This window comes from Scytonema sp. UIC 10036 (assembly GCF_009725235.1).
Map to the genome: position 1 here is coordinate 1 of NZ_WJFC01000212.1, position 23,121 is coordinate 23,121.

Annotated in this window: 16 protein-coding genes and 2 pseudogenes; 10 read left to right on the forward strand and 8 right to left on the reverse strand. The window is 41.4% G+C overall.

Going from position 1 to position 23,121, the window contains the following annotated elements:
* The first annotated feature begins 336 nt into the window (after positions 1-336).
* Positions 337-1,788, forward strand: a complete 1,452-nt coding sequence (locus tag F7734_RS50960) for an amidohydrolase (RefSeq protein ID WP_347566429.1) — start codon at positions 337-339, stop codon at positions 1,786-1,788.
* Positions 1,789-1,945: 157 nt separating this feature from the next.
* Here the strand turns inward: F7734_RS50960 and mgtE are convergent, their stop codons facing one another.
* On the reverse strand, positions 1,946-3,292 hold the full coding sequence (mgtE, locus tag F7734_RS50965) for a magnesium transporter (protein ID WP_155751922.1): 1,347 nt from the start codon (positions 3,290-3,292) through the stop codon (positions 1,946-1,948).
* An 872-nt stretch (positions 3,293-4,164) separates the two neighbouring features.
* Here mgtE and F7734_RS50970 point away from each other — a divergent pair.
* From F7734_RS50970 to F7734_RS50995, 5 genes and pseudogenes are all read left to right on the forward strand, one after another.
* A complete protein-coding gene (locus F7734_RS50970) occupies positions 4,165-5,298 on the forward strand; it encodes a trypsin-like peptidase domain-containing protein (protein ID WP_166482672.1) in 1,134 nt (377 codons plus the stop codon).
* A 270-nt stretch (positions 5,299-5,568) separates the two neighbouring features.
* Positions 5,569-6,048 (forward strand): hypothetical protein, encoded by a 480-nt coding sequence (locus F7734_RS50975; RefSeq protein WP_155751924.1) that lies wholly within the window; start codon positions 5,569-5,571, stop codon positions 6,046-6,048.
* Positions 6,049-6,192: 144 nt separating this feature from the next.
* The gene (locus F7734_RS50980; RefSeq protein WP_155751925.1) at positions 6,193-8,175 is read left to right on the forward strand and encodes a hypothetical protein; all 1,983 of its coding nucleotides are present in this window, start codon (positions 6,193-6,195) and stop codon (positions 8,173-8,175) included.
* Positions 8,176-8,399: 224 nt separating this feature from the next.
* Positions 8,400-9,740: a hypothetical protein gene (locus F7734_RS50990; RefSeq protein ID WP_155744658.1), complete on the forward strand. Its 1,341-nt coding sequence runs from the start codon at positions 8,400-8,402 to the stop codon at positions 9,738-9,740.
* Positions 9,741-9,965: 225 nt separating this feature from the next.
* Positions 9,966-11,672, forward strand: a pseudogene (locus F7734_RS50995) (DEAD/DEAH box helicase); the annotation flags it as partial.
* A gap of 514 nt (positions 11,673-12,186) precedes the next feature.
* Here F7734_RS50995 and F7734_RS51000 read toward each other — a convergent pair.
* From F7734_RS51000 to F7734_RS51035, 7 genes and pseudogenes are all read right to left on the reverse strand, one after another.
* Complete coding sequence (locus F7734_RS51000) at positions 12,187-12,585, reverse strand: hypothetical protein (protein WP_155751926.1); 399 nt, start codon at positions 12,583-12,585, stop codon at positions 12,187-12,189.
* A gap of 254 nt (positions 12,586-12,839) precedes the next feature.
* Complete coding sequence (locus tag F7734_RS51010) at positions 12,840-14,264, reverse strand: lipopolysaccharide biosynthesis protein (protein ID WP_155751927.1); 1,425 nt, start codon at positions 14,262-14,264, stop codon at positions 12,840-12,842.
* Between the two features lie 25 nt (positions 14,265-14,289).
* The gene (locus F7734_RS51015; protein WP_155751928.1) at positions 14,290-15,261 is read right to left on the reverse strand and encodes a glycosyltransferase; all 972 of its coding nucleotides are present in this window, start codon (positions 15,259-15,261) and stop codon (positions 14,290-14,292) included.
* A 16-nt stretch (positions 15,262-15,277) separates the two neighbouring features.
* Positions 15,278-16,219: a beta-1,6-N-acetylglucosaminyltransferase gene (locus F7734_RS51020; RefSeq protein WP_155751929.1), complete on the reverse strand. Its 942-nt coding sequence runs from the start codon at positions 16,217-16,219 to the stop codon at positions 15,278-15,280.
* Between the two features lie 82 nt (positions 16,220-16,301).
* Positions 16,302-17,471, reverse strand: coding sequence for a WecB/TagA/CpsF family glycosyltransferase (locus tag F7734_RS51025; RefSeq protein ID WP_347566430.1), 1,170 nt, complete (start codon positions 17,469-17,471; stop codon positions 16,302-16,304).
* Positions 17,472-17,978: 507 nt separating this feature from the next.
* Positions 17,979-18,527: a CDP-diacylglycerol--glycerol-3-phosphate 3-phosphatidyltransferase gene (pgsA, locus tag F7734_RS51030; protein ID WP_155751930.1), complete on the reverse strand. Its 549-nt coding sequence runs from the start codon at positions 18,525-18,527 to the stop codon at positions 17,979-17,981.
* Between the two features lie 111 nt (positions 18,528-18,638).
* Positions 18,639-18,861: pseudogene (locus F7734_RS51035) on the reverse strand (type II toxin-antitoxin system HicB family antitoxin).
* Between the two features lie 30 nt (positions 18,862-18,891).
* Here F7734_RS51035 and F7734_RS51040 point away from each other — a divergent pair.
* From F7734_RS51040 to F7734_RS51055, 4 genes are all read left to right on the forward strand, one after another.
* Complete coding sequence (locus tag F7734_RS51040; RefSeq protein ID WP_155751931.1) at positions 18,892-20,328, forward strand: aspartate ammonia-lyase; 1,437 nt, start codon at positions 18,892-18,894, stop codon at positions 20,326-20,328.
* 69 nt (positions 20,329-20,397) lie between these two features.
* Positions 20,398-21,366 (forward strand): DUF362 domain-containing protein, encoded by a 969-nt coding sequence (locus F7734_RS51045; RefSeq protein WP_155751932.1) that lies wholly within the window; start codon positions 20,398-20,400, stop codon positions 21,364-21,366.
* Positions 21,367-22,230: 864 nt separating this feature from the next.
* Positions 22,231-22,410, forward strand: coding sequence for a hypothetical protein (locus tag F7734_RS51050; RefSeq protein ID WP_155751933.1), 180 nt, complete (start codon positions 22,231-22,233; stop codon positions 22,408-22,410).
* 152 nt (positions 22,411-22,562) lie between these two features.
* Complete coding sequence (locus F7734_RS51055; protein WP_166482673.1) at positions 22,563-23,105, forward strand: inorganic diphosphatase; 543 nt, start codon at positions 22,563-22,565, stop codon at positions 23,103-23,105.
* The last annotated feature ends 16 nt before the right edge of the window (positions 23,106-23,121 follow it).

Genomic DNA, 23,121 nt, shown 5'->3' on the forward strand with positions numbered 1-23,121 from the left:
GGTAAGAGGTGAGATGAAGCATAGGTATCAATACTTGTCGATTAAGCCAAAAAATACGAAAACACGTAGGTTGGGTTTAGGAACGAAACCCAACATTTAAATGAATTTGTTGGGTTTCGTTGCTCAACCCAACCTACACAATACTGTATTTGTCAATATACATATTGAATGAAAATTTTGCCACTAAGAAAAGGTGCAAAAATAAAAAGCAGCAAATTTGTCAAGTATAATTTACCTTTAAGTAGTAAATTGTATAAAAAGTTTGAGCGGAGGCAAAGGTGCCTTATTATTAGCAATGACTGATGATACAGTCACTAGCGAAAAGAGGATAATAAGGTGAAACGCCATCTGCCCAAGTACTATAATTTACTAGTTTTTTTCGTTTGTACGTTGTTTTTTGTCTTTTCCAGTCAGATAGTCATCGCATGGAGCAATAGCAATCCGAATTCTCAAGAAACACGGAGTGTAGATTTGATTGTTGGTGGTGATTTTGTCGTGACGATGAACGACGCACAACCCGTTATCAAGAATGGTGCAGTTGCGATCGCGGACGGCAAAATTATTGCGGTAGACAAAAAAGATAAAATTCTGGCGTCATATAAAGCCGACAGAACGCTTCCAGGCGAAGGCATGGTATTGATGCCCGGTCTTGTCAACGGTCACTCTCATTCAGCAATGGTTCTGTTTCGCGGTCTCGCAGACGATTTAGCATTGGAAGATTGGCTCCAGAATTATATCTTCCCTGCAGAAGCAAAATTCGTTGACGAAAATTTTATTCGTATCGGCGAACAACTAGCTTGTTGGGAGATGATACGAGGCGGAACAACGACTTTTGTTGATATGTACTTTAAGCCAGATGTTGCAACTGAAGTGGTAAATGAGTGCGGTTTGCGTGCCATTATTGCACCATCGTCAATAGATTTTCCCAGCCCCGGTTTTCAAGGGTGGGATGATGCGTTTGCCACAGCTGTAGATTTTGTAAAACGCTGGAAAGGTAAGAACTCACGTATCATACCAGCCATTGCTGCACATGCTCCTTACACTGTCTCGCCGGAGCATCTAACACAAGCTATTGAGGCTGCACGTCAATACGATGTCCCCCTAACAATTCACCTAGCAGAGACAAAAACTGAAGTAGAAGATGTTCAACAGCGTTATAACGCAACTCCAGTACAACACTTGGAAAATCTTGGCTTCTTGGAGCCGCGTGTCTTTGCCGCACATGTCGTATGGCCTAACGAAAGTGAAATTGCCTTGATGGCAAAACGCGGTATTGGTGTTATCCACAATCCTGACTCGAATTTAAAGCTAGCTTCTGGCTTTGCGCCGATTCCACAGATGTTAAAAGCGGGAGTTAAAGTTGGTCTGGGTACGGATGGAGCTGCTTCTAACAACGATCTTGATATGTGGGAGGCAATTCGCCTTACTGCCTTCATCCATAAAGGGACAACTCTCGATCCAACTGCTGTACCTGCAAAGACTGTTTTGCGTATGGCAACATTTGGTGGTGCAGAAGCACTCGGCTTGGCAGATAAAATTGGTGCGATTAAGGAGGGACTTCAAGCAGATCTCATTCAAGTCCAACTTAACGAACCACATCTGACCCCAATTTACGATGTCATCTCTCATCTGGTTTACACAGCAGATGCCCAAGATGTTGATACTGTCATTGTAGATGGCAAAGTTCTCATGCACAGACGTGAGATGCTTACTCTTAGCCCGGATCGGATTCGCCTTGAAGCTACTTCCATTGCTGAGAGGATCGACGCTGAGTTAAGACCTAATTAAAAGACGCTTAACTCAGTAGCATTGGCGACCTTCTCACTCCCAACTTCTGTGAGGGATACAGCTGGTCAATGGGGGGTAAGACCCCCTCATCTGTACTCTCTCGTTCCCAGGCGGAGCCTGGGAACGAGGTGGGGGTCTGAACGAGGTGAGGGAAATCTCAACGAAAAACCTTCAAAGCCACTGAAATTAAAGTCAGGAAAGTGAGAAATCCCACTGCATCTAATAACGTAGTTAACAACGGTCCGCTAATCAATGCCGGGTCTAATTTTAACCTTTTCAGGCACATTGGTAGCACTGTACCCATACTCGCTGCAACAAATACGTTAACAGCCATGACTAAGGCGGCTACAACTGCTACCCATCTCTCTTGAGGTGGTGACCATATTAAGGACAGTATACCCAAAGATAATCCCAGCCCTACGGATGTCCCCAATCCTGCCAAAATCTCTTTGCGAAGAATTTTCAAAGTATCTTTTGGTGTAACTTCTCCTACTCCCAATCCTCGTACTGTTACGGATAAAGCTTGAATGGCGACGTTACCACTGGTATTGGATAGAATTGGCATGATGACAGCTAAAACGGGCACTACGGAAATGACTTGTTGAAATGGCGCGATCGCACTCGCTGCTCCAATATATAAGCCAATATTAGCCAATAGCCAGGGAAAACGCTTGCGGAGGGTGACTTGGGGGGGTGACAGGGCGGCTTCATCACCACCGCTCACACCTGCGAGTTTCTGAATATCTTCTGTGGCTTCTTCTTCTAAAATGTCTACTACGTCGTCAATGGTGACGATTCCTACAAGTTTATCTTCGCGATCCACCACAGGAAGTGCTATCAAGTCGTAGCGCTTCATTATCTGAGCGACTTCTTCTTGGGGAGTTTCCGTTTTGACTTTTACGACGCGATCGCTAGCAACATCTCTGACATAAGCTTCAGGAATTGTAAACAACAGCTGGCGCAGGGAAACTACTCGCACAAGCTTGCGGTTTTCGTCGGTGACGTAGGCGTAGTAAATGGTTTCTTTATCTTCATCGTAACGGCGAATTTTGTTTAGAGCTTCTCCAACTGTTAAACCTTGCTGCAAACGGACATATTTCGTTGTCATGACGCGCCCAGCCGTTCCTTCAGGGTAGCCGAGAATTGTTGCTGTGACTTGTCTTTCTTCCGGGCTAAGTTGTTGTAACAAGCGCTTGACGACTTTTGCAGGTAACTCATCAAACAACTCTACGCGATCGTCCGGACTCATTGCTTCTACAATTTGACAGACTTGCGTGTCGTGAAGTGCTTCAATCAGTTCTTCTTGAATTTCAGAAGGTAAGTATTCAAAAACTGCGATGGCTTGATCTTTGTTGAGCAAGCGGAATGCGATCGCGCGTTTTTCGGTGGGCTGTTCCACAATGTAGTCTCCTACATCAACAGCTGGCAAACGATTGAGTTCAACTTTTAGCTGGTTTAAGTCAGCAATGCTTGACAGTTCAGCACGTCCTTCCCAGGTGAGCATAATAACCTCCTAATGTCTCCCTCGCGCTGAGAGACAAACTCACCCAGCATTGGGGATATGACTACTGTGACTACTAGGCGAACTTGTGTCCATTGAATTTAAACAAATCGACGATAGTACTCTCAAGGAGTATTGCGTACTTTTCGGTGATTTTTTCAAGGTATTTTATACTACATCAAATCACTGTGATTGACAAGACGTGTTGGTTAGATTCCCGACTTCTTGGAGAAGTCAGGGATCTGAAAGTCATGAAACTTTTTGAACCGCAGAGGACGCAGAGTACGCAGAGGTAAAAAAAAGAGGGGAGGATTTATGTATATAAATATCAAGTTATTTTAGTAAAGTTCTATCACTTTTGACGAGCAAATTTTTAACTTGACCATCTTTTAACTTGATAATAATACCTAAACTTTAGTTTAGGTCAAAAACTGTTCTTTAGTTTGGGGACTAGTTATCTCCTCTTAAAATATTATTTCTTTGTAGAAATTTATATCTTTATTTTTTTGTGTTTTAACCTACTTTCCGCATTCCCTACTGTCACAAATGGTTTTTCAGTTTTTTCTCCACATTCAAATCTCTATTTTACACAATTACGGAGTCACTTGAATGAGCAAAAAGTAAGCTCCACAAACATTAAAACATTAATTTTACATCTTTAAACATCTAAAATTTGTAGTACATGAAATTAGAAGTAAGGAAGCAGTATCGGAAGGCGCAAAAACTTTTCCTATAAGCTTTTGAACTTTCTGCTACGCTACTTGCTGTAGCCTATGAAACCTGTCCACCGCAGTGGCTCCTTTGCCTCCATACTTCTGACGAATTGTACTAGTTACTTGACATTCAAACAACAAGCGCGAAATAAAAACACAATTATGAAAAGTCAAACTTTGTGGAAATTTGTTGCATTATCAATTCTGTTTATTTTAATAACATTCTTACACCCAGGCAAAGCATCGGAGCCTGTAAATCTGGCTTTACCAACCTCTGCTAGGGAAGATGTAAATGCCTATTGGACTCCTCAGAGGCTCAGAAATGCTAAGCCTTTTAACCTATTAAAACTTGATTCGTCATCTATCAATACCAGCAGGACATTGTTATCTCTGTCTGTTGAACCTTCAGTCAGAGGGAATGGTCAACCACCTATACTTAACCTAGAGCCTAATCTCAATAATTTGCTGTTTGAACCAACTCAACAAGAAGTTAATCCTGTTAATGACGATTTTTCTATTGTACCCCATAATGCTGGTACAGAGAGTGCTTATTTCACTAGTTCCCAACTGATTCCACTCTCAGCCGATCTATCCTATCCCTACAGGGCGGTAGGAAAGCTGTTCTACACAGATCAACTTGGTAACGACGCTGAATGTTCTGGTGTTGTTCTTCGTCCCAGAATTGTCCTCACTGCTGGTCATTGTGTTCATAATGGCAATGGCAGTGTCAATGGTTACTACAGAAACTTTGCCTTCATCCCTGCTTTCAGAGATGGGAACGCTCCTTACGGAAGATGGGTTTACACGACAGTTCAGACGACAACTCCCTGGTTCTCTGGTGGCAATAGAGTCCCTAATTCTTCCGACTTTGCTATTTTAGAAATGGCAGATGACTCCTCGTCACGGCGGATTGGTGATGTTGTGGGATATTTAGGCTATCAAACTAATCGCCTCATTCCGAACCACGCCACTATGCTTGGCTATCCCTGCAATCTAGATGCTTGTCTGAAAATGCATCAAGTTACAGCTCAAAGTTTTAGAACTGTGGCTCCTAACTCTGTAGAGTACGGGTCTGATATGGAAAACGGTTCGAGTGGGGGACCTTGGATCATGAATTTTGGTTCTTCAGCGAGTGGACAAACTCGTGGACTAGAAACTGGTGCCAATCTGGTTATTGGAATAACTTCTTATGGTTCCTCTAATCCTAATCTTCTGTTACAACGCAGTTCTATTCTAGACTCAAACTTGCTCGCGGTATTGAATGAACGCTGTAGTGCCCGGTCTGGAAATTGCTAGAGTACAGATACATTCTAACCTTTGACTTCCAGTTGTCAAGACTAAGTATACTGAAAACGGTTGAGAACTTGACTTTCCCACAATTGTCAACAATCACAGGGGCGCAATGCAAGAGCTCCCCTACACGTTTATTTTGGATTTGGGATAATTTATTTTTTGGTGTTCCCTTAGATTTATATGTAGAAATATTAAGCTATTTTTTGTAGAAATTTAGTTTATAATGTGTACTCTGTTATCTACAAATTTAGTATAAAAAATATATCACAACTGATGAGTACCACGAGCAATTCTGAGGCTGATAGCGATGTGCTTCGCTCACAACTTGCGAAAGACTATCATCAGCTACCAGCATTAGAACAAAATATTGTCCAATTGTTCTCGGTTATCTATGAGCCTATCAATAGAACTTCGTTTTTAGAGTGTTTTACTTATATTGGCGCACGTAACGAAAAGGGTCAGCTTTTTAATGCTTCAACTTTAAAACCTTATATTGATAAACTGTTAGTAGCAGGTTTGTTGGTGCAACCAGTTGGACAAGGTCCTCAATGCCATCCTTTGCTTGCGGAAATTGCGACTCGTGATGCAGTTAAAACAGGAAGGTTTGACGCACTGGTTAGAGCAGTGCAGGAAAAATTACCTATCAAAACTCGGTGGACAGAGGGACCTCGGTACTTCAAAAATCAGAGCGAATTGGTTCGGGAAGTCCGTATTGGTCTTTACAGTCACAGCCTAAGTTTTATTAATAAGTAAATTGAAGATTACAGGAAATACAATACTCAAGATAATATATCGATAGAAAATATCTTAGAGCAAGTTTGTCATAATCCATTTGATGCAGATTGGTTTCGGACTCTGCCTGAAGAATTGTACAAGATTGCTATATCTAGTATCCTGTTGAAAGCAACACAGAAATGTTATCCCGCAGAGGAGGCTTTTGCCTTACTTGAAGAAGAGTGCGCGACTCCTGGTGGACATTCTTCAGATGAGTTGCAACTGATTTTAACGGAACAACTGCTTTTGAGGGGTCATATACAAGAAGCTCAACAGAGTTTGGTGCGTGTATCTGATGAGTATCAGCATTATGCTACTGTCTTCTGGGGTTGGCTAAGTTTCTTACGTGGCGAAAATGATAAAGCAATTGAATACTATACAACCAGTCTCAAAGTTCTTAAAAAAGATAAGAGTCAACGACAAGTATATTTTAACACTATAAGCGGCTTGTTTTTTATTTTGGCTCTGTTGAAAGACGGATCGCTTGAACGTCTGCAGGAAGCAGAAGAATATGCTAGTATGATTTTACGCCAGCCTAACCATTGGCTCAAGTTAATTTATTCAAGACTAAAAACAGTCTTGCAAGTTCAGCAAGGTAACATCGCACAAAAAAAATTTGTTGTCGATGCTCATATTCCTTCTTTGGTTAACGGTAATACTTTAGAAATACTGTTATGTTCCCTTTGTCTCTACTGGATAGATGCTGATACAGCTAAAAAGCAACTTCCTAGGTTATTGGAACATTTATATCATCAAGCGGTGGTGTCTGGATACGATTGGTTGGCAATGGAAACAGCAGAGCTGCTATCTCGTCTCAAGCCACGCAGCACCTACGACACGAAAGCAGCAATCTTGCGTGAAGAGAGCGGGATAGAAAGCATTGTGGGGCTGATTCAACCTCAAGAACCCTGGGAATTTAGCTTGAAGGCGCTAGCTAATATTCAGAAAGAACCACAAACCCCAGCGAAAACTCTTGCTGAACGGCGCTTGGCTTGGTTTATCACTTTCTATTCTAACAAATGCGTGCTACAGCCTCGCGAACAAAAGATAAACGCTAAAGGGAGTTGGGGTGTGGGTCGTCCTATAGCTTTAAAGCGGTTGAGCGATAGTTTGAGCGAGTTTGATTATATCACCCCTCAAGACCTCAGGGTGTGTGCGTATATTGAAACTTATTATGATGGCTCTCATGGATATTACGGAAAAACGGAGTATACTTTAAACGAAAAAGCGATTTGTGAGTTAGTAGGGCATCCTTTTGTATTTTGGGAAAATTCTCCAACGACTCGTGTGGAAATTGTCAAGGGAGAGCCGGAATTGCTGGTGAAGAAAGGGAATCGCGAGAAGTCGGGTACGGCTTACGCTAAGGGCGATCGCTTAACATTGGAATTTTTTCCCAAGCTTCCAGAAAAACAAGAAATCCTGACTGTTAAAGAAACTCCAACTCGGATAAAAGTCATTGAAATGAGTGCTGCACATCGGCAGATTGCGGAGATTCTTGGTAAGGACAATCGACTAGAAGTCCCTGCTATAGCGAAAGATCGTGTCTTAGCTGCTATCAATGCAGTTTCTGGAATTGTCACGGTACATTCTGATATTGGGGGTGGGTTGGAAAATGCTCAAGAAGTGACAGCACAAGCCACACCCCACGTTCATTTGTTACCTGCGGGGGAAGGGTTGAAAGTGGCTGTACTGGTTCGACCCTTTGATGGAGGTGGTCCTTATTACATTCCTGGTACGGGTGGTGAAACCGTGATTGCGGAGGTGGAAGGGAAGCGTCTGCAAACCACACGCAATTTAAGTGAAGAGAAGAAACTTGCTCATGCAGTTATAGCAGCTTGTCCTACCTTATCCCGTCAAGAAGAACAAAATGGTGAATGGCTGGTGGAGGAACTAGAGGACTGTTTGGAACTCCTACAGGAACTGCAAGCCTTGGGGGATAGTATAGTGCTGGAATGGCCAGAAGGAGAAAAATTCCGCATCAAGCATTATGCTGATTTCAACGATTTTCAGATGAAAATTCAACGCCAGGGAGACTGGTTTGCTGTCGTACTACTAGATAAGAGAATCGTGGAGTCAAATGGAGTCAATCAGAGTCTATATCTCTGACAATACGCTCCAAGCACTCACTAACACTAAGGTCTGAGTCAATTGCCAAAGCTTGTAGCTTTTTCCATACTGTAGGAGTAACGACTATCATATGTCTCTCCTTCATTTCATCATAAAAAACGGGTTGGTTTTTTATTCTCTTTTTTCCTTTTTTTGGTTGCATGATTTATTAGGTGCAGATATACTAATAAGATAGCAGACAGCAAGAAGGGAGGTGATAACTAATGCTGAAGAAAAAGAAAGGTTTCAGGATTGCAACTAAAAGCGTTAAATGTAAACTTGAGCGGAATGGGTTTGATTTAAATGAAACCAAGGCAGCTTTTAACGAGGTTGTACATTTTTACTTCGCACTAGTTAACACTCATCCGTCAGGTGTCAACATACCTGTTGCGGAAGATGGGGGATGGAGATATTATGAAAAGTTAACGATAGGGTCGAAGACTGTATATCCATTCCCCTTTAACGGATTTCCTGTGCAATTTCGTCGTGCTGCTATCAGAAAAGCTATTGGTGCTTGGCAGTCCTGGAATAGCAACTACCAGAAGTGGTTGAATCGTCCCAATCAGCAAAAACATCATAGACCGCCACTACAGCCTCGTTCTTTCAACTTCTCTCCTAGCTTTGATGCTGGGGTATGGAAAGAGGACGATGGGCAGTCTATCATACTCAAAATACTAGTTAATGGTCAGTGGAAGTGGGTTAAATTCCAATACCTTGCACCCCTAGTAGATGCCGAGTGGGTAAAAGGTTCTCCATTAGTAGTAGTAAAAGGAAATGCGGCATACATCGTTTTTCCGCTACAAAAGTATATTCCAGCAACGGGAGGAATTAAAACAATTATGGCTCAAGACTCTTTGAGAGTCTTGGGTGTAGACATGGATTTAGATCGTCATATTGCTATATGTTCTGTCCTAGAGGTCAACGCTAAGGGCGAGGTGTTTGAGGTCACACGTCACTTCATCAAACAAACAAGCCACACTAAGCGTAGGAAGCGACAACTAGGAAGGATAGCCAAAAAGATGCAGCAGACGGGTACTATCCACAAAGGTTTTGCATCAAAGATGTGGGAAAACTTGCACAACCGGGAGGTTGAGTTGGGTAGAGCCTACGCCAGACAAATTGTTGAGTTGGCAAAAACTTGGGGTTGTTCAGTTATTGCATTTGAACATTTGGGCAACCTCAAACCGATTCGTGGCAAATATTCCCGTCGTTCAAACCAGAAACGAGCTTACTGGTTAAAATCGTCGGTGTACCGACAAGTAAGTCGAATAGCTTACCAAGACTACGGCATCCTCACAACAAGGGTTAACCCTCGTAATACATCGAGATTTGACCCTTGGGGTAATCCGGTCTGGCGTAGCAACGAATTCCCGAAGACCTTGTTTGATTTCCAGTCTTATGAAAAAGGGGCTAACTTCGTGGGGACGGTTAATGGCTACATTGCTCATTCTGGATTGAACGCTGCACGTAACATAGCGCTAAAAGCAATATTGCGACACAGAACTAATCTCGTGTTTAGGACAGGTACAAAGTATCAGGCTAACTCTGCACGAGAGAAAGCCTAGAACAGTAATGTTTTAGGTGTGCAATGAAACTAGAACGAGAATCTGCAACCTCTCACTTTCATTGTACTAGGCTTGGGTAGACTGCCTAATGGTTCCTACCGAACTACGCTCCAAGTGGTTGGGTCTACGATCCGCTTGCTACTGGAAGCGACTACGGAGTGAGCCTAGAAAGTGAAGAAATGATGGTGTTTGACTCCGGTTTACTCCGTTATTTAGCTACTCAATGGAGAGTTGGAATTAGACGAGACTCTGGTACTTGATATGCAGCAACTGATGGAATTGTTAGAGCAAACACCCAGTCGTTTTGTCCCCCTCAAAGACGGTCAGTTCCTCGCCTTAACTCAAGCATTTCGCAAACGTCTTGATGAATTGCGGACATTTACGGAAAAAAATGGTAAAGGAATGCGCTTTCATCCACTAGCAGCAATGGTTGTGGAAGATTTGGCGGAAGAAGTGGGGAATTTGCAAGCAGACAAACATTGGAAGGCGCATATTCAGCGTCTGAAGGAAGCGCAGAACCTACAACCAAAATTGCCTTCTACATTACAAGCAGAACTGCGGGATTACCAACTTGAGGGATTTGAGTGGTTGGCGCGGCTAGCTCATTGGGGGGTTGGAGCGTGTTTAGCCGACCAAATGGGCTTGGGGAAAACAGTCCAGGCGTTAGCTGTTATCCTCACGCGTGCTCATGAAGGACCAACTCTCATTGTGGCTCCGACTTCAGTGTGTCTGAACTGGGTAAGTGAAACGCAGCGTTTTGCTCCTACCCTCAATATTATTCAATTTGGTAGTGGCAATCGTCAAAAAGTATTGGATCGGTTGCAACCATTTGATATGTTGATTTGCAGCTACGGTTTGTTACAGCAGGAAGAAGTTGCGGAGATGCTGTCCAAGGTGCTATGGCAAACTATTGTTCTGGATGAAGCTCAGTCTATCAAAAATATAGCAACTAAGCGTTCCCAATCTGCAATGAAACTTCAAGGTGGGTTTAAGTTGATTACTACAGGAACTCCTATTGAAAACCATCTTGGTGAACTGTGGAATCTGTTCCGCTTTATCAATCCTGGGTTATTGAGTTCTTTGGAAAGTTTTAACCAACGTTTTGCCATTCCCATTGAGAAATTTCAGGACAAACAAGTACGTAATAGGTTGAAAAAACTGATTCAACCTTTCTTGTTGCGGCGCACGAAAAATCAGGTATTAGAGGAGTTACCTTCTCGCACGGAAATTACCTTACACGTGGATTTGAGTCGGGAGGAAATGGCTTTGTATGAGGCGCTGCGTCGGGATGCGATCGCCAAACTGACGGATAGTGAAGTAGCAGGAGGTCAGAAACACCTACAAGTTTTAGCAGAAATCATGAAACTGCGTCGCGCCTGTTGCAATGCACGTTTGGTTATGGCTGATACTCCACTTCCGAGTGCTAAGTTGCAGCTTTTTGGTGAGGTGGTGGAGGAGTTGTTGGAAAATCGCCATAAGGTTTTGGTATTCAGTCAGTTTGTTGACCATTTGCAGATTATTCGCGAGTATTTAGAAAATCAGCAGATCGAGTACCAGTATTTGGATGGGAGTACTCCTGCACTAGAACGCAAAAAGCGGGTAGATGCGTTTCAGTCTGGAGAAGGGGACATCTTTTTAATTAGTTTGAAGGCGGGAGGTACGGGGCTGAATCTCACGGCTGCTGATTATGTCATTCATATGGACCCTTGGTGGAATCCAGCCGTGGAAGACCAAGCATCCGATCGCGCCCACCGCATCGGTCAACAACGCCCGGTCACGATTTATCGCTTAGTAGCAAAAGATACTATAGAAGATAAGATTGTCAGCTTGCACCATCACAAGCGAGATTTAGCAGATAGTTTATTAGAAGGTACAGATATGAGTGGCAAGATATCAACTGAGGAGTTACTCCAGTTGATTCAGGAAAGGTAATTTCTGATGCTACGGGGGATATCATACAAAACTATGTAACGAAAAGTAAAATTTCTATATTTGGCTTGTAGTAGCACTTTAGCGTATGTATTGCAACTACAAACGTAATGGGCGAGTGCAAAACTTTAGTTATAGAAGTTAAAAGTTTTCTTCCTCTGAAACCTGAAGAAATTTCTGTAGTTTCCATTAGTTCAACTTCCGAAGAAGTTAAAAGGTTAGACTCCAAATTATCTGTCGAGAGCAAAAATTGCGATCGCTAATTCATGTGGTGAAGGATCGTTAAAATCATCACTCATCCAAAGGTATCCAATACTTGTCGGTTAAGCCTAAAAAGTCGAAAACACGTAGGTTGGGTTGAGGAACGAAACCCAACATTTACAGACATTTGTTCGGTTTCACACACGGGTTTTCCCAACCTACAATTTGCTCAGCCCTTGCAGTATTGCAAAGGTATCTACAACTTGGGAAGTCATCTTGTGCTCTCGTTTTGAATATCCTCAACAGGTTACAGAGTTTAAACAGCGTTTGCTAGACTGAGTTGTTTATCGATCTTGGAACATCCGCAACAAATTTTGGACTTCTTCACAAGTTCCTCATTTTGTTGCCGTAACTTGGATAGTGTTACGAGTCGCAGTTCCAAGGTATTTATCATGTTTGTGACTTCATTAATTGGAATAACACTTGCTATAGGTTTTCTGCATATTAGTAAAAGTATTACAGATGAGATAGTGAGGTTGGCTGTTAAATTAACTGCATTATTCTTACTTCTGTTGAGTGTGATTTTTGCACCCCTAGTCATCAAACTGGTCATTTTCATGACTTTGCTCATCACTGAAAAATTCACATTCATGTTAAATAATCTTATTACTGACAAACCAACATCCATTTGATGAAAAATAACCGTATCTGCCATGACAAACTCATCAATATAAGCGCTCGAATGGTGCCAAATCTTATCTTAGTAAGTTTGCTGATTGAGCATATTTAGAGCAATTTCAAGAATTTTCTTCCTTCGGTTAAAGGCTACCGCTAAAGCACCAATTTCATCATTTGATTGTTTTCAAAAATCAGAATCCCTATCACCTGTGCTAACTTTTTCTGCTACATTAGCAATCTTTTTAAGGCTATCCCCAACTGGTGTTAGCCAACCTTGATACTCGTCATTTGTCATTTTTCTTTCAACCACCTTACAACTTTATCTGTTATTTCTTGATATTTTAAAAACTGTTTTGGTAAGAGCAATTTAAGACTTAGTATATATACGCAGCTAAATACAATTGGTTTGAGCAAAAAAGGGAAAAAAGATGAAATAAATAGAGACGGAACAATAAAAATAATTGCTTGAAAAGTTATTTTAAAAAATTTGGCGAGCGACCAATTAAATTGTCTGCATCCTACCCACCACCAAGCAGTTGTCCAAACAATTCCCAAAACAAAAGCGACAGCAATGCTAACTCCAAGAATACCTCCGTATTGAGACCCAATAATAAATGCTACAACGGCTATAGGAGCAATATAAATATTCACTCTAGCATTTAAGTCTGGGCGACCTTTTGCTGAAAGCATGGAATCAAGAGGACTGTTAATAACGCGAAAGTAGGCAAAAATCAGCAACCAAGGAATTACAATAGACATGGGAGTCCATTGAGAACCAAAAACAAAAGCTATCAGTGGTTTATCAATAATCAAGAATAATAGAGCATATATGGGCGCGATAATAAAAGACATTTCTTCAACGACTCTAAAAAGAGTTTCTTCTTGCTGTTTTTCATCACTAATCTGAGCAAAGACTGGCATTCCTAATTGATTGACAACTGAATTAAAAATCAGCGAGAATGACATTGTTATTTGATAGGCAAGGTTGTAGTAGCCAAGACTGGCATTACCCAGAAGTTTGCCAACCACAAGATTGTCCATGTTCGCATTGAGATAGAAGCCAAAGCTAGAACCTGTTGCTCCCAAACAAAAGGATATAACTTCTGCTCTCACCTCTGGATTAATTTCTAACCGTAGATTATGACCCGATTTGTAACGTGTCATAATACAACCAATTACCCAAGAAGCAGTATCTCCAATGGCAAATGACCAGTAACCCAAACCCAGTAAAGCAGAACCTGTTGTAGATATTAGGCGAGTCATACAACTCAGAAAATTAATATTTGCTAGTTCTCGATACTGCATCTGTCTGGTCATAATTCCATAGTACACGTAGAAGATAGAAGACAATACCAAATTGCAAGCAAATATTATTAACAACCCAGTTAAATTTGGCTCCTTGAACCAATTAGCGATCGCTGGAGAACTCGCTATCATTGCTAAAGCAAAAGTGATACCAATGCAAAGGCTAACTGTATAAGCAGTATTTAAGTAACGCTTATCTTCAGTCCCTTTGCACATAATAAAAGAGCCTGCTGTTCCTTGAGTAAACAGTGTAAAGAAAGACCAGAAAACGTAGGCAATACCAATGACACCAAAATCGGATGGTAAAAGCAATCTTGCTAAAATCAAATTGCTCAAGAGAGCAAAAAAACGTGTTAAAAACGTAGCATAGGTTATCCAAAATCCACTTTTAATCAGGGAAATTGATTTCATTGGTGACACAATCGTTAAGGGTACATTAAGAAGCAGATGTTGCCTTGCCAAGCACTCTTCCCATCATAAATCGAGTCAATGGTGCTAAATGTACAGCTATCAAAGTAAGAAGCGATCGCGGGTCATTGACAAAGATTGAACTATCTGCTTTTAGCGCTTGCTTCATAAAATCGCGGGCTTGTTCTATATTACTAGCTTGAAGGCACAATCGAGATAGATAGCGGTACATATAAGCGTAAGCAGTCGGTAATACCGACTCCACTAACTCTGGATTGCGATGGTATGCACCTTGAAGAACTTGTTCGCAAGTTTGCTGCATCTGCGTCACGTTAAAAGAAAGCCCTGAAGGGCGGATGCGGTAGTAACACAACACGCTAGGTTCTCGATAAAACCGCCATCGTCTCGTTCCCGCCACTCTCAACCAAAAATCAAGATCCTCACAACTGCGTAATCCTTCATCAAATTCACCAACTTCATCATATATACAGCGACGGAAGACAGCATTAGAACCATGACCAATAAAATTCTTGCAAAGTAAAGCCAGTAAGGGGTCATTGCTAACTGGTTTACCGCTCAAATACATAAAAGTTGGGCTTCCATCATCACGAATAGCCCTAGAAGCACTATAGACAACCCCAATATCGGGGTTACTATTTAACCGATCGACATGATTGGCTAGCTTATCTGGGTGATAAATATCATCACCATCTAACAGAGCAATATATTCTCCAGAAGCATTGCGAATACCATAGTTTCGTGCTGATGAAAGACCTCCATTTTGTTTTCGCAACAATTTAAAGCGCGAATCACGCTTGACGAAAGGTTCAACCTCTAGAGCCGTACCATCAGAAGATCCATCATCCACAACAATCGCTTCAAAATCATGAAACGATTGACATTCCAAAGATGCTAACGCTTGGACAATGTAGGAACGAATATTGTAAGCAGGAACGATCGCACTAACTTTTGGACTTATCGCCTTGGGAGAAGCAGCCATCACATAACTCTCTGTACTAAGAAATTAAAATTTTCTCCAAAACTATCTCATCTAGCAGGTCGAGAATCTTGGTATCCAGGCTCATATCAAACTTTCGCGCAAAGTGAGCGTTGTTTTGGATTATAGACAAATAATCATCTGTTGTTAACAAGCGTGGGCGACCATTGCGAGTTTCAGAAAAATCAAAGTAAAATTTGTTATCGTTACACAGGTTGAACAATCCACTGTTGACTAATACTGTTTGGATAAAGGATTCATCTGATACACCTACCCCTTTATAGTAATTAACAATCTCAAGACGAGTGCGATAAAACTCATAGAGATATTCAATACACTGTCGAGATAATGTACAGAAAAAAGACCCTCCATAACAAACAAAATTTTCATTAAAAGGAACAGAACTTCTCACACCAAACATACCATAGGCAGCATTGAGTCTGAAAAATGGCTGAAGATAATTGACTATCTTGATAGGTGTGACTATTTCCTTTGCCCATTCGGGTAATGTACTCAGATATTTTAATTTCTGGTACTTGTAGAAATAGCGGGTATAACCTTCTCTTTGGCTCCAATGACTCTCTTGAGAAAAAACGTTAAAGTACTCTAGAAAGCCATCATACTGGGTGGTTGCTAAGAAATTTTTAACTTGTGAGAGCGATCTCGTGGGATAATCTTGACCCGAAAGGTTAGTTAGCCAGTCAAAAGCTATATTTTGACTAAAAAGCCAGCCAACAGCATCGAGGTATCCCTGAACTATAGAAAAGTCTCCCCTTCCTCCTAAACCGGGAACAATCTGTACTCCCGATAAATTTTTGAGTGTCGCCGTATCTAAATTAGAAACAGAGACGTCATGGCTCACAAGAACAAAACTATCCGGGCTTGATTGTTTGATAGTCTTTACGAGTCGGTAAATTTGCTCTGAATTTTTATGACTTTGAATAAGATAACAAACTCTCATTATCTTGCCTTTGTAGCTAAAGAATTCTCTATTATTTCGTAATTTGTAGTTGCACCCTTAATTACGAATTACAAATTACGAACTAGTAACCATCAGGTAAAACTACCTTGTTGATAATACGCTCGAGAGTTTGTTTTTTGATGCCTTTCTTCCTGACTAAAACTTCATCCAAAAGCAGCTCGGCTAGCTTTTGCTCCGATAAAACAGTCTCAACCTGTGCTTGAGTTAGAAGATTTGCTTCGATTAAATAGTCAGCAATCTGCTTGACTCTTGTGTAAATTGCTCCAGACAAATCCCGCTCGCAAGTAGTTCCTTTTGAAGGCAAGGTTCTCTCAACAGGCTGCATTGGCTGCACGCGTAATGGTGGAGCATAAAATTTGGCTAAAGCTATTTGCAGTAGAAAGGCTGGGTTACCAAGCAGATATCGGGCTGCTAGACGTTTAGGCTCGCGAATCAAACGGTATAGCCACTCCAATCCCAAGTGAGATAGGAATTTTGGACAATCTGGCACAATACCAGCAAGGCGATCGACTATCGCACCACCAAGCATAATGGCATTCACTTGCAAACGATTGCGGTGCTTGTACACCCAATGCTCCTGAATAGGCATTCCCATACCCAAAACTAGAACATTTGGCTTTGCCTGATTTATTTTTTGAATCACCATTTCGTTCTGTACGGGATCTTCCTTGTCAAAGTACCCGTGATGTCCGTCCAAGCGAATGTTTGGATATTGTTGCCTCAGACGATTCAGTGCTATCTCCAAATTTTGAGGTTTTGAACCCAAGAAGAATACAGAAAACCCATGTGCATTACACTTGGACAAAACTTGTGGCATTAACAAAGAGTAGGAAGAGCGATACTCGATGGGTAAATCTAGACCCATCCATCTTATCGCCTTTAAAATGCCAACACTGTCACAATGGGTAATGTCTGCACTTTGAAGAAATTGATAGTACCAAGGTAACTGCATGGAAAGATTAAAACTGTGCACGTTGTAATTAGCTACAGTTATTTTTCTTCCTTCAACAGAAGCCTCATAAATCGCTTCTACAATTGCTGGAACACTCATACAGGTAATGCGACGCTCCAACAGGTATACGTTGAGGTTGGGAAGTTCCCCTACCTGATAATTTTGAGGTAGCTTTGACAACCCTTTACCTTTGCTGATATGAAACCTATCTGTGTTTGAATATCGCAAAGGCATCTGTGAGTTTCTAGGAACGACAGTGGGGTCTTGTAAATGATCCACACGCGTTGATTCATGGTAAGTGACACATTACACGAGACTTTATCACAAAAACTTCACCTATCTTAAGGAATAGTTTATTAGTAATGGCAAATTTAATGAATCAAAGGTATAAAAATATCTTAACCAGGGTAAGAAAACATACTTCATAATTACCCTAATGAATTAAATTGATACTTAAGAAAATATATAATTTTAAGTACAATGATTTTCTGTATTGCTTATATTAAGCTATTTTTCTTTTTTCATTGCTCAAAAATTTTTTTTGTTAAATTTTTAATACTTAAAACCTAAAAAATGTTGGTATAAAATATAACTTTATATATTTTAAAGAATTAGATTGGTATGAACTGTTTGTACGTGAAAAATTGGCGTTCCACAAAACCATCTCATACACATCTACCCTAAGAAACAAAGTTTGAAAAAAACCTTGAGACATAGTGAGCTTTAGCCCTATCTGCAAGGCAGAGGGTACTAAACCTTTCTACGCACGAAATTATCACCAACAGCTCAATTTTTCTCAACCTCAGCTTTCTGACTGTCTGAAGCTTCGCTATTATTCGACGGCAAAAGATAAATGACCCCAGAAATTAACGTCAGAGCAACAGAAATCCAAAAAACAATAAGAGAAAACAAGCGCCACTCTTGAGATAAAGGAGCAATTAAAAGTGCGATCGCTACAATTTGACTGACAGTTTTGAGCTTTCCCCAAATATTAGCCCCCGTCACCTTGGGTTGACTAACGCGCCAACCAGCGATCGCCAACTCTCGTGCTAAGATAAGAAACACACCCCAAGCAGGAACCTGTCCCAGTTCAATCAACACGAGTAAAGGTGCGAGCACCAAAAACTTATCTACCAACGGATCGAGAAACTTACCCAAATCGCTAATTTGATTGAGTTTCCGGGCTAAATAACCATCCAACCAATCTGTTAGAGAAGCAACCAGAAAAATTGCTACACAAATCCATTGGAATTTAGGATCTGGACTGTACAAAAGATACAGCAGAAATGGTATCCCTAATAAGCGAGAGAAGGTAATCCAGTTTGGTAAAGTCATAAAATTTGAAATCTTAGTTCGGCTCTGTCACTGCCCGCCACTAAAAGTAGAACGAGCTGTGAGCACAATACCACAAGATGTATAATTTATTTCTTGAACATTGCTAAAATGTCAAGCGATCTGAAAAACAGTATTCGCACTCAGAGGTTCTGGTAATGGTTTTCCTTGTGCTTGGTATTCCTTTACCAAAAGCTCTAGAACTTCTTCACCATTCTTGAGAGCTTCTGCGTAGGTCTTCGTGGGTATGTGCGTAGGGACTGAACTCTGGTAAGCTGACAATGTACTGACAATCTTCTGTTGACCACTGAATAATAATGCTGTATTGAAGTTTCATTGTTCCACTTTCCTTTGTCCTCACTTCATCATGACTCAACCAATCAATTTAGACATGAGAATAGAACGCGATTCAATGGGCGATCGCTCTATACCAAGTAGCGCTTACTACGGCATTCAAACACTGCGGGCAACAGAAAACTTTCCTATAAGCGGCATTAAGCCTTTACCCACTTACGTAGACGCGTGTATTATCATCAAAAAAGCGACAGCTATTGTCAATGGCGAACTAGGATGTATCTCCCAAGACATAAGTCAGGCAATTGTGCAAGCTGCAGATGAAGTGCTAGCAGGGAAATTGCGCGACCAATTTGTGGTAGATGTCTACCAAGCAGGTGCTGGCACTTCCCATCACATGAATGTTAACGAAGTGTTAGCGAATCGAGCGCTAGAAATTCTTGGAGAAGAAAAGGGCAATTACAAACGTGTTAGTCCAAACGATCATGTAAACTACGGACAATCTACCAATGATGTGATTCCCACAGCAATTCGTATTGGTGGCTTGCTGGCATTATCCAGAACACTACACCCAGCATTAGAAAACGCCATAGCAGCACTCGAAGACAAAGCCCAAGAATTCCAAAATGTCGTCAGATCGGGCAGAACCCACATGCAAGATGCTGTACCCGTGCGCTTGGGTGAAAACTTTCGTGGATGGGCGCACATCCTCACAGAACACCAAAACCGCATATACACAGCTTCTTCCGACTTAATGATACTGGGTTTGGGAGGCAGTGCAGCAGGTACGGGGTTAAATACTCACCCCCAATATCGAGCATATGTCGTCCAAACGATTTCAGAAATCATTAACTTTCCCCTAGAACCAGCATCTCATTTGATGGCAGCAATGCAAAGTATGGCACCATTTGTTAACGTTTCTGGTGCTTTACGCAATTTAGCTCAAGACTTAGTCAAAATATCTCATGACTTGCGGTTGATGGATTCCGGACCAAAAACAGGCTTTAAAGAAATTCAGTTACCTCCAGTGCAACCAGGTTCCTCAATTATGCCAGGGAAGTATAACCCTGTCATGGCAGAAATGACATCAATGGTATGCTTTCAGGTAATGGGTTATGACAGCGCGATCGCTCTAGCCGCACAAGCAGGACAACTAGAACTGAACGTTATGATGCCCCTCATTGCTTATAACCTCATTCACAGCATAGAAATTCTTGGCAACACCATTGCTGCTTTAACCGAACGTTGCATCAAAGGAATTACCGCCAATCAAGAACGTTGCTTGGCATATGCTGAAGGAAGTTTAGCCCTAGTCACAGCATTAAATCCCCATATAGGTTACTTAAACGCAGCAGCTGTTGCCAAAGAATCCTTAGAAACAGGAAAGTCTTTACGCCAGATAGTGTTAGAACGGGGGTTAATGAGTGAAGAAGAATTAGCCAACGTATTAAACCTGGAACAAATGAGCGTAATTGTGCCTCTTACCATACAGGACGGCAAGTCGGAATGATGAAGAAAGAAGGAAGATAAAAGAAAGGTTGTCTTCCTTCTTTACTTTTTCCTTGTTTTTGATATAACTATGCCGACTCCAACACCATCCGTCAGCTTAATTCGTGCAACTTCATACGAACGTGACACACTCCGAGATTCATTGGAAACACTGCTAGAAACCTTGGGAGGAATAGCAGCGTTTGTAAAACCGGGGAACCGAGTCTTACTCAAACCCAACTTACTTACAGGCGCACGTCCTGGGAAAGAGTGTACCACCCGTCCCGAACTCGTTTATGCCGTAGCCCAAATGGTGATTGAAGCTGGTGGCAAACCCTTTTTAGGTGATAGCCCTGCTTTTGGTAGTGCCAGAGGAGTAGCAGTAGCAAGCGGATATCTGCCAGTTTTAGAAGAACTCAAATTGCCAGTCGTTGAATTTCATGGAAATCGCTATCAAACAGTCAGCGAAGAGTTCAACCACCTGTTGTTGTCCAAAGAAGCGATGGAAGCTGATGTTACAATCAACTTACCCAAGGTAAAGTCTCACGTTCAGTTGGTACTTACCTTAGGAGTAAAAAACTTGTTTGGCTGCGTTCCAGGTAAAATGAAAGCCTGGTGGCATATGGAAGCAGGCAAAGACGCAAACCGATTTGCTGAAATGTTGGTGGAAACAGCCAGGGTGATTAATCCCGACTTGACCATTGTAGATGGCATTATCGGTCATGAAGGCAACGGACCGAGTGGAGGAGAACCCCGTGCATTAGGAATCTTAGGGGCATCATCAGATATTTTTGCTTTAGATAGAGCAATAGTGGAAATTTTGAACGTCCAACCAGAACAAGTACCAACTGTTGCTGCATCCAAGCGCTTGGGGTTAATTGGCGAACTTGATGACATTCACTTTCCCAATCTGCATCCCGGCTTGTTAAAGATAGAGGATTGGCGTTTACCGGATAAGTTCGTACCCATTGACTTTGGTATGCCTCGCGTTATCAAGTCTACCTTCAAACATCTTTACATTAAATTTATCAAAGAACCTATGAGTGCTTACAAGGCGTAACCCAATCCCTAATGCCCAATGCCCCTTGCCCAATGCCCAATCCCCATAAGTGCAAACTCTGTTACAACAATTCAAAAATTGGCAGAGTAAGCTGAAAGTACCCTCCGATTGCTTAACCAGACCGCCCTAATCTAGAGGCGGTTTTTTTCCATGCTTACATGGGGAGTAGGGAGTAGGGAGTAGGGAGTAGGGAGTAGGGAGTAGGGAATAGTAAAAAATATTTTGTCCATTGCCTACGAAGATATATTCATCAGATTTTCTCACTTAAGCTAAAAAATTTTCTATGAGTGGAATCACTGATAAATACTTCTCAACACTTCTATTTTCTCTGTAATTATTCGGTATTCATGTATTGTTAAAAAACTGATATCGTCCTTAACAGTCTGAAGTGTTCAAAAATTTTAAGCATTTTCACTTAACAAAATAAAATACATAACTGGATTGGTAAGGGGATGAAATCTCATCAAGCAAAAAACAACCGACGAGAAAAGCGAAAATGCCTGTGCTCTGGTGTTTTTGCTATCGATCCCTAAAGACAAAACGCTTATACTCTGTCTCGCTTTCGGTACAGATAAAATGAAAATTTGTAAATATTAATGCAATATTTCTAGAGGATGCGTAGAGTAAAGATTACAATAGAAACGCTTACTGCTTTGCGCGATTAAACACAAGGTAAAAAATAAAATGTTAATTTTTAGCTTCTTATCAAGTATTTTCTGTATCAAAAAAATAGGTCTGCCAAGGTTTAAACATGATTGATATTCTTTATTCATACAGAAATTGGTGTAAAAAAATAGCTAAAATAACAGCAAGCCTCTCTAGAAAAGAGGGAAACTACAAGTGGTGTATCTAGCCTCAACTTTTATGAATTCAAATTCTCAATCTGTCAACCAAAGCGACACATATTCCCATCGATTGGCAGATATTGTGGGAACCGGGATTGGTTTACTGACTTTGACATTACCTCTATTTATTATCGCTCACTATTCTTCAAACAACATTCATACTTCTCCCCAACCCATGATGATAAGAATGCAAAGGTAGTGGTTGGTGGTTAGTGGTTAGTGGTGAAATTTCTTCTGACCTCAGACTTCTGTCCGCCGCCTTTCTTCTTGTGACCCACTAGGGATAGAATCTTACACTGGGAGCTATGCATATAGCTCTCATAGTTTACAGTAAGCAAACGGAGTGTTGTCGTGGACTTATCTCGGATTCCAGCTCAGCCTAAACCAGGTCTGCTCAACGTTTTGATTGAAATTGCAGGCGGAAGCAAAAACAAATACGAATATGATAAAGACCTACAGGCTTTTGCTCTGGACAGAGTTCTTTACTCGTCAGTACAGTACCCCTATGACTATGGTTTTGTACCTAACACTCTAGCTGATGATGGCGATCCGCTTGATGGCATAGTCATCATGGATGAGCCAACGTTTCCAGGATGTGTGATAGCCGCAAGACCAATTGGGATGTTAGAGATGATAGATGGTGGCGATCGCGATGAAAAAATTCTTTGCGTTCCCGACAAAGACCCCCGATACGCTCATGTCAAATCCTTAAAAGACATTGCGCCACACAGACTAGCTGAAATAGAAGAATTTTTCCGCACTTACAAAAATTTGGAGAAAAAGGTTACAGAAATCCTTGGATGGCAAGATGTTGACACAGTCTCTCCATTGGTAGAAAAGTGTGTCAAAGCTGGTAGCGAAAAAGGTCGGGATTCAGATTCGGAAACTAAGTAGGGGTTAGGGGTTAGGG

What these genes read in the sequence shown, in the direction of transcription:
- mgtE (WP_155751922.1), bottom strand. Translation starts at nt 3,292, where the DNA reads ATGCTCACCTGGGAAGGACGTGCTGAACTGTCAAGCATTGCTGACTTA.
- F7734_RS50970 (WP_166482672.1), top strand. Translation starts at nt 4,165, where the DNA reads ATGAAAAGTCAAACTTTGTGGAAATTTGTTGCATTATCAATTCTGTTT.
- F7734_RS50975 (WP_155751924.1), top strand. Translation starts at nt 5,569, where the DNA reads ATGAGTACCACGAGCAATTCTGAGGCTGATAGCGATGTGCTTCGCTCA.
- F7734_RS50990 (WP_155744658.1), top strand. Translation starts at nt 8,400, where the DNA reads ATGCTGAAGAAAAAGAAAGGTTTCAGGATTGCAACTAAAAGCGTTAAA.
- F7734_RS51000 (WP_155751926.1), bottom strand. Translation starts at nt 12,585, where the DNA reads ATGGCAGATACGGTTATTTTTCATCAAATGGATGTTGGTTTGTCAGTA.
- F7734_RS51010 (WP_155751927.1), bottom strand. Translation starts at nt 14,264, where the DNA reads ATGAAATCAATTTCCCTGATTAAAAGTGGATTTTGGATAACCTATGCT.
- F7734_RS51015 (WP_155751928.1), bottom strand. Translation starts at nt 15,261, where the DNA reads ATGGCTGCTTCTCCCAAGGCGATAAGTCCAAAAGTTAGTGCGATCGTT.
- F7734_RS51020 (WP_155751929.1), bottom strand. Translation starts at nt 16,219, where the DNA reads ATGAGAGTTTGTTATCTTATTCAAAGTCATAAAAATTCAGAGCAAATT.
- pgsA (WP_155751930.1), bottom strand. Translation starts at nt 18,527, where the DNA reads ATGACTTTACCAAACTGGATTACCTTCTCTCGCTTATTAGGGATACCA.
- F7734_RS51040 (WP_155751931.1), top strand. Translation starts at nt 18,892, where the DNA reads ATGACTCAACCAATCAATTTAGACATGAGAATAGAACGCGATTCAATG.
- F7734_RS51045 (WP_155751932.1), top strand. Translation starts at nt 20,398, where the DNA reads ATGCCGACTCCAACACCATCCGTCAGCTTAATTCGTGCAACTTCATAC.
- F7734_RS51050 (WP_155751933.1), top strand. Translation starts at nt 22,231, where the DNA reads ATGAATTCAAATTCTCAATCTGTCAACCAAAGCGACACATATTCCCAT.